Source organism: Methylobacterium sp. Leaf93 (genome assembly GCF_001422345.1).
GTDB lineage: Bacteria > Pseudomonadota > Alphaproteobacteria > Rhizobiales > Beijerinckiaceae > Methylobacterium > Methylobacterium bullatum.
Genome location: NZ_LMMS01000023.1, coordinates 89,838 through 102,614 on the forward strand (window position 1 = coordinate 89,838; position 12,777 = coordinate 102,614).

General features: G+C 67.1%; 8 protein-coding genes. 7 read left to right on the forward strand and 1 reads right to left on the reverse strand.

Going from position 1 to position 12,777, the window contains the following annotated elements; genetic code table 11:
• Window positions 1-316 precede the first annotated feature (316 nt).
• The 7 genes from ASF26_RS12205 (at window position 317) to ASF26_RS12235 (ending at window position 11,249) form a co-directional block, all read left to right on the forward strand.
• Window positions 317-2,953: an ATP-binding protein gene (locus ASF26_RS12205; protein ID WP_162240226.1), complete on the forward strand. Its 2,637-nt coding sequence runs from the start codon at window positions 317-319 to the stop codon at window positions 2,951-2,953.
• A 141-nt stretch (window positions 2,954-3,094) separates the two neighbouring features.
• The gene (locus ASF26_RS12210) at window positions 3,095-4,387 is read left to right on the forward strand and encodes an ABC transporter substrate-binding protein (RefSeq protein ID WP_056254108.1); all 1,293 of its coding nucleotides are present in this window, start codon (window positions 3,095-3,097) and stop codon (window positions 4,385-4,387) included.
• Window positions 4,388-4,500: 113 nt separating this feature from the next.
• Entirely contained in the window at window positions 4,501-4,761 is a 261-nt protein-coding gene (locus tag ASF26_RS12215; protein ID WP_056254112.1) for a hypothetical protein, read from the forward strand.
• A gap of 168 nt (window positions 4,762-4,929) precedes the next feature.
• A complete protein-coding gene (gene acs, locus ASF26_RS12220) occupies window positions 4,930-6,879 on the forward strand; it encodes an acetate--CoA ligase (protein WP_056254115.1) in 1,950 nt (649 codons plus the stop codon).
• A 244-nt stretch (window positions 6,880-7,123) separates the two neighbouring features.
• Window positions 7,124-7,432, forward strand: coding sequence for a DUF485 domain-containing protein (locus ASF26_RS12225; RefSeq protein WP_018045146.1), 309 nt, complete (start codon window positions 7,124-7,126; stop codon window positions 7,430-7,432).
• On the forward strand, window positions 7,429-9,123 hold the full coding sequence (locus ASF26_RS12230; protein WP_056254117.1) for a cation acetate symporter: 1,695 nt from the start codon (window positions 7,429-7,431) through the stop codon (window positions 9,121-9,123). Before ASF26_RS12225 ends, ASF26_RS12230 begins: the two co-directional genes overlap by 4 nt.
• A 386-nt stretch (window positions 9,124-9,509) precedes the next feature.
• Window positions 9,510-11,249, forward strand: a complete 1,740-nt coding sequence (locus ASF26_RS12235; protein ID WP_082477611.1) for an MFS transporter — start codon at window positions 9,510-9,512, stop codon at window positions 11,247-11,249.
• A gap of 149 nt (window positions 11,250-11,398) precedes the next feature.
• On the opposite strand, the gene ASF26_RS12240 is transcribed toward ASF26_RS12235, so the two are convergent.
• The gene (locus ASF26_RS12240) at window positions 11,399-12,769 is read right to left on the reverse strand and encodes a DUF2252 domain-containing protein (protein WP_056254125.1); all 1,371 of its coding nucleotides are present in this window, start codon (window positions 12,767-12,769) and stop codon (window positions 11,399-11,401) included.
• Window positions 12,770-12,777 lie beyond the last annotated feature (8 nt).

A 12,777-nucleotide genomic window follows, 5' to 3' on the forward strand; every position in this document is an offset into this window, starting at 1 on the left:
CGAATCACTGACATGCCAGGCGAAACGGGTACGGATGTTCGACAAAGGGGCTGAAGAACCGACGTCCGGCCCCGAACCGGACCTCGGCGATCTCGTCAGACAGTGGAGTGGTGATTCGCGATTCGGGCTTCGCCTGAGCGCCCCGGATGCCGTTTGGCTCGTGCTGGACGGGACAGCGGAGCGAGTCCTGCTGGCTTCGACGGCGGCGGACGGCCTCGGCCGCGCGATCGGCACCGACGAATCGGGTCGGGTCGATGCAGTTCGCCTGTGCGACCAGATTCGCCCACGCCGTCTCCCGTTGGATCGGCCGACGCTCATGAAGCTGCGGTTCGAAACGCGCCGTCTCGGAGCGGCCACGACGTGCCTCGTGTTGCGGACGAAGGCCAAGTCGGGGCGCAACCTCCTGATCGTGGCGCTTCTCGATCGATTGCCGAACCACCGCGCATCGCCGCAGAAAGCCGTCGTGGAACCAGCCCTCCCGCAGGCTGAGGAGGCGGCAGCGCTCGCGGGTCTGTCCCCCGCCGCGGAAGGGGTGCCTTCGCCGCAGGACACTCCATCGGTGCAGACGGGACGCCTGGTATGGCGCAGCGATGCCGACGACAGGCTCACCGACATTTCCGGGGCTGCCGCCGCGTCGGTCAAACCGGCGATGCTCGGCCGGACATGGTCCGCCCTGTCACAGACCCGTACGCTCCTCGACGCGGAGGGGCTCCTGCTCGCCCTCGCCCAGCGTCGCACCTTCCGGGCGATCTCCGTCACCCTGCAGCCGGACGGGGCGCCGGATGCGATGGATCTCGACATCTCCGGTACGCCGACCCGGCGCGCCGGAGACGAGTTCTTGGGATTTAACGGCTTCGCCATGGTCCGCCCTTCGGTGTCTCCCGCGGTACAGAATGTCGTGGCGAGCACGGACGATGCGGACGCGTCCCCCGATCGATCTTTGAGCGAGCGCCCCGTCTCGGAGGTGGAAGGCGGCATCGGCACCGGTGCCGATCCAGCCGAGGTGACGGCCCCCGTCGCCGCTCTGTCCAAGAGCACCGGGTCGCCCGTTTCCTCCGGGGGTCCGGCAATCGAGGCGGCGGCGCTCCCGCCCGTCGCCGAACCCTCGCCCGGTCTCATCGCCGACGCGGCGAGCCCGGCGGTGGACGCGGATGCCCCCCCGGCCCCGCCGTCGCTCGTTTCGGAAGCCGACACGCCGCCGGAACTGGTCGAGTTCGCCACCGAGCCTCCGTCCGACGCCCAGACCGGTTGGCCGACGCTCCAGGACCCTCATCTGTCCAGCCACGAGCATGCGGCGTTCCGCGAGATCGCCCGCGCCCTGGGCGCGCGCTTTGCTGGCGATTCAGACTCCGATGAACAGGTCGCGACGGATGACGAACGCGCGGCCAGTGGATCGGTGACCCCGTTCCCCTCCGCGATGGCGCGCAATGCCGAACCGGCTCCGGAAGGCCCGAACGCCGCCGTGGCGGCGACGCTCGAACGGTTACCCGGCGGCGTGATGATCTATCGCGACGACAGCGTCCTGTTCGCCAATGGCCGCCTGCTGACCATGGCCGGGTTCGCCGATCTCGCCGACCTCACCGCGTCAGGTGGCCTCGACAGGCTGTTCGGAGGGCTCATCCCACACGAGCGGTCGGCGGACGGCGCACCCGCTCTGCTCACCACCAGGGCCGGTGACCGCCTGAGCGTCGACATACAGGCGTCCGAAGTCGACTGGACCGGCGCGCCGGCTCAGCTGCTCCTCGTCCGCGATGCGGTCGCGGGGGAGCCGGCCCGCGAGCGCGCAGCGATGCAGATCGCCGACGCCTTCGCCGGTGCCCGCGCCGCCGACGCGCAGGCGGTGCTCGACAGCCTGGAAGACGGCGTCGTCACCCTCGACCGGAATGCCCGGATCATCGGGCTCAACCGCAGCGCGGCGGCGACGTTCGGTCTCGACCCGCGCGAGGTCGTCGGCGCCGGCATTCTCAGCCTGTTCGCGCCGGAGAGCGCCGTGGCCGTGCTCGCCAGCGTCCATGGCATCGCCGGCCCGGCACAGGCGGCTCTGTCGCAACCGGCGCCCGATGTCATCGCCCGGGCGGCCGCCGGCATGCTGCCGATGCTGATCCACGTGGCGCCTCTCGCCGGGCGGGACGACGGCCGCATGGTGATGACCGTCCGGGACGTGCGCGCCACCAGGAGCGTCGAAGCGGAATCGTCGAACGCCCGGCGCGCGGCGGAATATGCCAGCGCGCGCAAATCGGATTTCCTCGCCCGGATCAGTCATGAGATCCGGACGCCGATGAACGGCATCCTCGGCTTTGCCGACATGATGCTGGCCGAGCCGTTCGGCCCCATCGGCCATGAGCGCTACCGCGACTATCTCGGCGACATCCACGCCTCAGGCACCCACGTCCTCAGCCTCGTCAACGATCTGCTCGACCTCGCCAAGATCGAGGCCGGGCGCCTCGACCTGTCCTTCGAGGAAGTCCCCCTCAACGACGTCGTCACCCATTGCGTGGCGATGCTGCAGCCGCAGGCGATGCGCGACCGGATCGTCCTGCGCACGAGCTTCTCCCACGACCTGCCGCCCCTGGTCGCCGACGAGCGCTCGTTGCGGCAGGCCGCCCTCAACATCATCGCCAATGCCATCGCCTTCACCGAGGCCGGCGGGCAGGTCATCGTCTCCACCACCCTGGCGGACCGGGGCGAGATCGCCCTCCGGGTGCGCGACACCGGGATCGGGATGAGTCCGGACGAAGTGGAGACCGCCCTCGAACCGTTCCGGCAGGTCGCCGTGGCGGCCTCGCCCAAGGGGCGGGCGGACGGGCGAAGCACCGGCACCGGCCTCGGCCTGCCGCTCACCAAGGCCCTGGTGGAGGCCAATCACGGAAGCTTCCGCATCGAGAGCCGGAAGGACGAGGGCACATTGGTGGAAATGCTGTTCCCGCCCCAGGCGGCGGTCAGGACCGCCTGACCGTCGAGGCGGGCGCGGACTCGTCTCACGGCCGGGCATCTGCCATCATCGGCGGACCATGCGGCGTGCGTCGCGCCTGCGACGCGCGGCCTGCGGAGGACCGGGCCCCATGCACTCTCCATGACGAGACGCCTGCCTTCGATGGCCGTGACGGCCCTGATCCTGGCGCTCTGCCTGTCGGCCGAAGCCGCCGAGCCCGTCCGCATGACCCTCCTCACCAACCGCACGGGTCCCGGCGCCGCCATCGGCGCGCGGGTGGCCAACGGCGTTCACGATTACCTGGAGATGCTGAACCAGCGCGATGGCGGGATCGGCGGCGTGCCCTTGCAGGTGGAGGAATGCGAGGTCGCCTCGGAGGTCGAGCGCGCCCGGGCCTGCTACGCCGCCGCGCAGGCGTCCGGAACGGTCCTGATCACGACGCCGGACCGGGGCATCACCCAGGACCTGCTGGAACCGGCCGCGCGCGACAGGATCCCGATCCTGTCCCTCGCCGACGGCTTCCCGGCCGGAACGCGCGGCGACCTGCTTCCATGGGTGTTCAACCCCTCCTCCACCGTGCTCGGCGGCATCACCATCGCGATCCGGTATCTCGCCAATAGGCTCGGCGGCCTGTCCGAACTGCAGGGCCTCTCCATCGGCCTCGTCTACAGCCATGCGGGCGCCGACCCGTCCGCCCTCCTCATCCTGCAGGAACTCGGCGCTCGCTACGGATTCTCGACACCGCTCTTCGCCGATGACGAGACCGAGGCCGGCAAGGCCGCTTTATGGACACGCATCGCCGCCGCACGCCCGGACCATGTCATCCTCCTGGGCCAGGGCACGCGGAGTGGAGCTTCCGTCGAGGAGGCCCTGAAGGTCGGCTTCCCGCCCGACCGGATGATCGCCCTGCGCTGGCCCGACCAAGACGGCATCCGCCGCACCGGGTCCGCGAGCCGCGGCTTCAAGGAGGTGAGCCGCCACGCTTTCGGCGATGCTTTCCCCGCCTTCGATGCCATCGACACCTTCGTCGCCGATCGCGGATTGTCCTCGACGCCGAAGGACGGTTCGGGGGAGACCCATTACAACCGGGGCGTCTACAACGCGGTGCTCGCCGCCGAAGCCATCGCGGAGGCCCAGAGAGCGCGGCGCGGCGCACCGTTGCGCGGCGCGGACGTGCGCCTCGCCTTCGAGGGCCTGTCGATCGACGACAGCCGCTGGAAAGGACTCGGGCTGGCGGGCTTTGCCCATTCCCTCACCTTCACCTGCCGCGATCACGGCGGACGGCCTTCCGGCTTCGTGCAGGTCTGGGATGGCGCCAAATGGCTTCAGGTGGCCGAGGGGGTTCCGCAGATGAGCGACATCGTGGATGCGCGCCTCGATGCGGTCGTCACCGAGTTCCGGACGGCCAACCCGTCGCTGCCGGCCCGCGCCGAGCCCTGCGGGTCGCTTCCCTGACCGGCCCCAGCGTGGCCTACCCGTGCCGACACAGTCTTCGACGACGCCGCTCTTCGGCCGTAAGCAACCCCGGCGCACCCCAGCCGTTCTTCCGCGATAGATGGAGAAGCGCGATGCGTACAACCCTGAGACTTCTGGCCGCCGGACTTTTCATAACCGGAGCGACCGGCGCCCTGGCCCAGACGGCCGGCACTTCGACGACCGGGCAGAACCTCGACTCGGCCGGCGCCTTCCGCAACATCACCCCCACCGGCGTCACCAAGCCCCCCGGCGCCGCGGCCGCGCCCGACACGCCGGTGAAGCGTGACGACGGCGGCAAGCGGCCCAAACCGGAAGGTTCGGGCATCAAGGGGATCTGTATCGGCTGCAACTGACCTGCAGGCCACCGCTGGCGAGGAGTATTCCCCCAATTGGGGGTGCCGGCGCTGTTGGATCATGCCCCTTCGCGCTTGCGGTAAATCTGCTCCTGCGCATAAGAACAAGGTGGAAGTCCCGGCTGCGCGGTTTTCGCGATACGATCGGGCACCAGCAGGGAAAACGTCATGGACGAGAAGGTGGTCGACGTCCGCGCGGCCTGGATCGACGGCGCGCATGTGGACGATGCCGGGTATCAGGCGATGTACAAGGCCTCGGTCGACGATCCGGCCGCGTTCTGGGGCGAGCACGGCAAGCGGATCGACTGGTCGACACCGTATTCCACCGTGAAGAACACGAGCTTTGCTCCGGGCAACGTCTCGATCAAATGGTTCGAGGACGGCAAGACCAACGTCGCCTACAATTGCATCGACCGCCACCTCGCCACCCGTGGCGATCAGGTCGCGATCATCTGGGAAGGTGACGACCCCAACGAATCCAAGCACATCACCTACCGCCAGCTTCACGCGGAAGTCTGCCGGATGGCGAACGTGCTGCGCAACCGCGGCGTCGGCAAGGGCGACCGCGTCACCCTTTACCTGCCGATGATCCCGGAAGCCGCCTATGCCATGCTGGCCTGCGCCCGGCTCGGCGCGATCCACTCCATCGTCTTCGGCGGCTTCTCGCCGGATTCCCTGGCCGGCCGCATCGAAGGCTGCGCCTCGAAGCTCGTCATCACCGCAGACGAGGGTTTGCGCGGCGGGCGCAAGGTCGCGTTGAAGGCCAATGTCGACGCCGCCATCGCGCGGCTCGGCAAGGATGCGGTGGACCATGTGATCGTGGTGCGCCGCACCGGCAGCGCCGTGCCGATGGAGCCCGGCCGCGACGTCTATTACGACGAGGCCGCCGCCCAGGTCACCGATGATTGCCCGGCCGTGGCCGTGGAGGCGGAGCACCCGCTCTTCATCCTCTACACATCAGGCTCGACGGGCCAGCCCAAGGGCGTGGTCCACACCACCGGCGGTTATCTCGTCTACGCCGCCATGACGCATCAATACGTCTTCGATTACCGCGAAGGCGAGGTCTACTGGTGCACGGCCGATGTGGGCTGGGTCACGGGCCACAGCTATATCGTCTACGGGCCGCTCGCCAACGGCGCCACGACCCTGATGTTCGAGGGCATCCCGACCTATCCGTCCACGTCGCGGTTCTGGGACGTGGTGGACAAGCACAAGGTCAACATCTTCTACACCGCTCCCACGGCGATCCGCTCGCTCATGGGCGGCGGCGAAGGCCCGGTGAAGAAGACTTCGCGGGCAAGCTTGCGCGTCCTCGGCTCGGTGGGCGAGCCGATCAACCCGGAAGCCTGGGACTGGTACTACCGCGTGGTCGGCGACAGCCGTTGCCCCATCGTCGATACGTGGTGGCAGACCGAGACCGGCGGCATCCTCATCACCCCGCTTCCCGGCGCCACCAAGCTGAAGCCCGGCTCGGCCACGCGCCCGTTCTTCGGCGTGCAACCGCTGATCGTAGACGCCGAGGGCAAGGAACTCGACGGCCCCTGCGAGGGCAACCTCTGCATCAAGGATTCCTGGCCGGGCCAGATGCGCACGGTCTATGGCGACCACGAGCGGTTCGAGCAGACCTACTTCTCCACTTATCCGAACCTCTACTTCACCGGCGACGGCTGCCGCCGGGACGCGGACGGCTATTACTGGATCACCGGTCGCGTCGACGACGTCATCAACGTCTCGGGTCACCGCATGGGCACGGCAGAGGTCGAATCCTCCCTCGTCGCCCATCCGAAGGTCTCGGAAGCGGCCGTCGTCGGCTACCCGCATTCCATGAAGGGACAGGGCATCTACGCCTACGTCACCCTGATGGAGGGCGAGGACGGTTCGGACGAGCTGCGCAAGGAATTGGTGGCCTGGGTCCGCAAGGATATCGGCCCCATCGCCTCGCCGGACCTGATCCAGTTCGCCCCCGGCCTACCCAAGACCCGCTCCGGCAAGATCATGCGCCGCATCCTGCGCAAGATCGCCGAGGACGAGTTCTCGTCGCTGGGCGACACCTCGACCCTCGCCGAGCCGGCCGTGGTCGACGACCTGATCGAGAACCGCCAGAACCGCGCGTCCTGATCGCCAAACTCCCGCAACGAAGCGGCGCATCTCGAAGGAGATGCGCCGATCGCGTCCTGGCCGGGTCCCGAGCCATCGCTTCCGTTTGACCTGACGATATCGTGACCCTGCGACGCTTGCGCCGACGCGCCTCGGGACACGAGACAGGATCGGCTGCCTTAAGCGCCCGCGCCTTCATCGCTACAGTATTCGTCGAGACCGAGACCCCGTTCAGAAGGGTCGATGCTCCAGGGAAAGGTACGCCATGTCCGATATCGAGACTGCGCGGATTGCGCAGAACCCGCGGTTCAAGGAGCTCGTGCACGAACGCACCCGCTTCGGATGGACGCTGACCATCCTGATGCTGCTGGTCTATTTCGGCTTCATCGGCCTCATCGCCTTCGACAAGTCTTTGCTCGCCCTGAAGATCGGGAGCGCCACGACGTCCCTGGGCCTGATCCTCGGTGTCGCCGTGATCGTCTTCGCCTTCATCCTCACCGGCATCTACGTCCAGCGCGCCAATGGCCGCTTCGACGAACTGACCGCCGCGCTCAAGCGGGACCTCGGCCGATGATCCGCTCCGCCCACCCCATCGCCCTCGGCACCACCCTCGCGGTCATTCTCGCGGGTGCCGCCTATGCGGCCGGCCCGGATCTCGGGGCCGTCACGAAAGCCCAGACGAACTGGCCGGCCATCGGCATGTTCGCCTTCTTCGTGATCTTCACCCTCGGCATCACCTACAAGGCAGCCAAGGGCACCAAATCGGCCTCCGACTTCTACGCCGCCGGCGGCGGCATATCGGCCGGCACCAACTCACTGGCGATCGCCGGCGACTACATGTCGGCCGCCTCGTTCCTCGGTATTTCGGGCCTCGTCTACACGTCCGGCTTCGACGGACTGATCTACTCCACCGGCTTCCTCGTAGGCTGGCCGATCGTGCTGTTCCTCATCGCCGAGCGCCTGCGCAACCTCGGCAAGTTCACCTTCGCCGACGTGGCGAGCTTCCGCCTCGACCAGACCTCGATCCGCATCATCTCTGCGGTGGGCACCCTCGTCGTGGTGGCCTTCTACCTGATCGCCCAGATGGTCGGTGCGGGTAAGCTGATCCAGCTCCTGTTCGGGCTCGAATACCTCTACGCGGTCGTCATCGTCGGCGTGTTGATGATCGTCTACGTGGCCTTCGGCGGCATGAAGGCGACCACCTGGGTCCAGGTCATCAAGGCCTGTCTGCTGCTGGGGGGCGCCACCTTCATGGCCGGCGCGGTCCTCTATAAATATGGCTTCAACCCGGAGGCCCTGTTTTCGGCGGCCGTCGCCACGCACCCGAAGGGCGACGCCATCATGGCGCCTGGCGGCCTCGTCTCGAACCCGATCGAGGCGATTTCCCTCGGCGTGGGCCTGATGTTCGGCACTGCCGGCCTGCCGCACATCCTGATGCGGTTCTTCACGGTCTCCGACGCCCAGGCCGCCCGCAAGTCGGTGTTCTATGCCACCGGCCTGATCGGCTACTTCTACATTCTCACCTTCATCATCGGCTTCGGCGGCATCGCCCTGCTGATGTCCGACCCGGCCTATTTCAAGCTCGATCCGGCCGGCGCCTTCGACAAGCTCAAGGGCATGGTCGGCGGCACCAATATGGTCGCCGTGAACCTCGCCAATGCCGTGGGCGGACCGTACTTCCTCGGCTTCATCTCAGCGGTGGCCTTCGCCACGATCCTCGCGGTGGTGGCCGGCCTGACCCTCGCCGGCGCATCGGCGGTGAGCCACGACCTTTACGCCAGCGTCATCGCCCGCGGGCGCAGCAACGAGGCCTCCGAGGTCCGGCTCTCGAAGATCTCGGCGGTCGTCATCGGTATCGTGGCGATCTATCTCGGATACGTCTTCGAGAACCAGAACGTCGCCTTCATGGTGGGCCTCGCCTTCTCGGTGGCGGCGAGCTGCAACTTCCCGATCCTCACCATGTCGATCCTGTGGCGGGGCACGACCACCTGGGGTGCCCTCATCGGCGGCTTCGTCGGGCTCTTCGCGGCGGTCGGGATGGTCATCCTGTCGAAGGCGGTGTGGGTGACGACCTTCGGCAATCCGGTAGCGATCTTCCCCTACGACAACCCGGCCCTGTTCTCGATGCCGCTCGCCTTCCTCACGATCTATGTGGTGTCGAAGCTCGACAATACTGCAAGGGCCAAACGCGAGCGCGCCTTGTTCGAACAGCAGTTCGTGCGCTCGGAGACCGGGATCGGAGCCGACGGCGCTCACGCTCACTGACGGTTTCAAGATCATTTTACGAATGCTTGAAAGGGCGCGGCGGAAGCCGCGCCCTTTCTCATTCATGGCATCCCGGCGGGCGGTGGCCCGATTAATCGGCAGCAAAGTGACACGTTTGCATAAAAACGTGAGTATCCTTGTGCCGTACAGCCTTTTCACTCTTGGGCGAAATCATGGCGTGAGGTAGCGTCGATCGCTCTCTTTTCCGTGAGCGGTAAGACCAACGCGCGCCAGGACCAGGGCGACTGCGAACGCCGACGCAGTGCCCAAGTCTCTGAAGTGATGAAAGCCAGGCCTGCAAAAGCCTGGAAGTATAAAAAATTTTGGAGGTTCCCCCCATGTCTGCAACGTCAGCGGTCCCATTACCAAAGGATGCCGCACGGCCCATGAGTGCCGGCGAGAAGAAGGTTATTCTGGCCTCCTCGCTCGGCACCGTGTTCGAGTGGTATGATTTCTATCTCTACGGATCGCTCGCCGCGATCATCGGCGCGCAGTTCTTTTCGGCCTATCCGGAAGCCACGCGCAACATCTTCGCCCTGATGGCCTTCGCTGCCGGCTTCCTGGTCCGCCCCTTCGGCGCGCTGGTGTTCGGACGTCTCGGCGACCTAGTGGGCCGCAAATATACCTTCCTCGTCACTATCCTGATCATGGGCATCTCGACCTTCGTGGTCGGCCTGCTGCCGTCCTACGCCACGATGAACGAGTACGGCGTCGGCTGGGTCGCGCCCGTGGCACTGCTGGCGTTGCGTATGCTTCAGGGCTTGGCACTCGGCGGTGAATACGGCGGCGCGGCGGTCTACGTGGCCGAGCACGCTCCCCCTGGGCGTCGCGGCTTCTACACCGCCTTCATCCAGACCACGGCGACCCTCGGGCTGCTGTTGTCGCTGATGGTGATCCTGTTCACCCAGATCTACGTCAACGCGAACTACGCGCCCGTCGCCACCACCCTCGCCGACGGTTCGGCCGGGACGATCACGCCCTTCGCCGCCTGGGGCTGGCGCATTCCGTTCCTGGTCTCGATCGTGCTGCTCGGCGTCTCGGTCTGGATCCGTCTGCAGATGCAGGAAAGCCCGGCCTTCAAGAAGATGAAGGAAGAGGGCACTGGCTCCAAGGCGCCGCTCTCGGAGGCGTTCGGCCAGTGGCGCAACGCCAAATGGGCGCTTCTCGCGCTCCTCGGCCTCACCGCCGGCCAGGCCGTGGTCTGGTACACCGGCCAGTTCTACGCGCTGTTCTTCCTCCAGACGATCCTGAAGGTCGATCAGTTCACGGCCAACGTGCTCATTGCCTGGTCGCTCATCCTCGGCACGGGCGGGTTCCTGTTCTTCGGCGCGCTCTCCGACAAGATCGGCCGCAAGCCGATCATCCTCGGCGGTTGCGTGATCGCGGCACTGACCTTCTTCCCGCTGTTCAAGGCGCTGACCGCTGCGGCCAACCCGGCCCTGCACGCGGCCCAGCAGAGCACGCAGGTGGTGGTCAAGGCCGATCCGGCGGATTGCTCGTTCCAGTTCAATCCCGTGGGAACGGCCAAGTTCACCAATTCCTGCGACATCGCCAAGGCGCTGCTCGCGCGCTCGGCAGTGAACTACACCACCGAGCCCGCCGCTCCCGGCACCAAGGCCACCGTCACCGTCGCCGGCAAGGAGTTCGCCGCCGCCGATCCGACCTTCGCCAAGGATGTCGGCGCGGCCCTCACAGCCTCCGGCTACCCGACCGCCACCAACCCGAGCATCGTGAAGATCGCCATCGAACCGAAGGACGGCCTGTCGAACTTCGCCAAGATGATCGACATCTTCTCGGTCCAGAAGCTGACGATCATCGGTATCCTGACGATCCTCGTCCTCTACGTGACGATGGTCTACGGCCCGATCGCGGCGGCCCTCGTCGAATTGTTCCCGACGCGTATCCGCTACACCTCGATGTCGCTGCCCTACCATATCGGCAACGGCTGGTTCGGCGGCCTGCTGCCGGCCACGGCCTTCGCCATGGTGGCCCAGACCGGCGACATCTATTTCGGCCTCTGGTACCCGATCGTCATCGCCCTCGCGACGGCCGTCATCGGTGCCCTGTTCATCCCCGAGACCAAGGACAGGGACATCTTCACCTGGGACGACCGCCCGGCGCGGTAGTCCTCGGAGATAGGCGTCAGACCGGGCTCTCCGCCACGATCCGGCGCTGGACGTGAAGCCCCTGATGTTCCGCCATGAAAAAAGGGCCCCGGATCGCTCCGGGGCCCTTTCTCGTGTCGTCTTCCGCGCGTCGCGGAGCCCGTGTGCCATCAAGCGGGCTCGACGGCCTCCGCGTGGGCCGCCTGCAGGGCGTGATGATCGGCCATCGTCTGCCAGGCATAGCGCATGGCGAACTCGGCGACGGCCTCGTCGAAGGCGTCGCCCTTGCCGAGATAGCCGGCGATCATCGCCGCGTCCCCGGAGCGGGCATGGGCGCGGGCGAGCGTGGTGCCGCAGAGCCTGGCATAGGCTTTGGGGCCGCTCTCGGCGAGGATCTCGGCGACGGCCGAGAGCTTCTTGTTCTTGAGCTGGCGCACGTAATAGGAGCGACCACTCACCTCGGAATGAGCGGTGCCGAGGAACATGTCGCTGGCGGCCTGCATGATGCGCTGGCCGTCGATCACCCGCTGGCCCTCGGATGCGAGGAAGAACGGGCTCAGGGCGAGCTGACCCAGGACCGAAGGCCGGGCTTCCTTGATCTGCAGGAAGAGCGGTGCGCCATCCGCGTCGGAGTAGAGCCCCACGGCGCAGACCGTGCCCACCGAGCCGATGCCGACGACCTTGAAGGCGACGTCGCGCTGCATGTAGCGCAGGGTCAGCAGGTTACGGTCGGCCTGGAGGCTCTGCGGATAGGCGAGCAGCGCCGCGGCCGCTTCCTGCACCGCCTCGGTCAGGCCGTTCGACCCCTCGTGGAAGATCGTCGGATCCTTGTCGGCGATGCGCCACTGGGCCGGGTCCGAATGGAAGGTCGCCGGGTCGAGGTCCGGGGCGTCGCCATGGCTCAGACCGTCGGCGGTCTCGGAGGCCGCATCGGCCAGGAGGCGCCGGCACAGGTCCCCATCGCCGAGGCGGCCGATCTCGTCATCGAGGTCGATGCGGCTGTGCCAAATGGCCAGGGGCGAGAGATAGGACAACTCGCGAATGTGCTCGCGATAGGCGCAGACGCTGGCGCGAGCCGCGCGATACGCCTTGTCCTCACCCTGGGCGAAGGCGGCGACGGCGACGCTGGCGGCGAGGCGCTTCACGTCGATGGTGAAATCGACGTTCCAGAGCGTCTCGTCGAAGTCGTTGATGTCGAACAGGGTCTGGCCCTCGGCGCTGCGATACACGCCGAAATTGCCGATGTGGCAATCGCCGCAGGCCTGGACCGAGATGCCCGGAACCGGAACGCCCACGAGATCGGAAGCCATCACGGCGGCGGCCCCGCGCAGGAAGGCGAAGGGACTGGCCCGCATCCGCTCGTGGCGTAGGGGGATCAGCTCGAGCAGCCGGCCCGCATCGTTCGCCCGCAAGACAGCCAGCGGATCGCGGTTTTCGGCCGGGTACCAATCGGCATGCGACTCCCGGGGGACCGAATCGCGCAGCCGTTTACCGGCCGCCCGGCGCTCCGCGCGAGTGGAGGAGAGGTAGGTGTTAGTCATGGAAAATA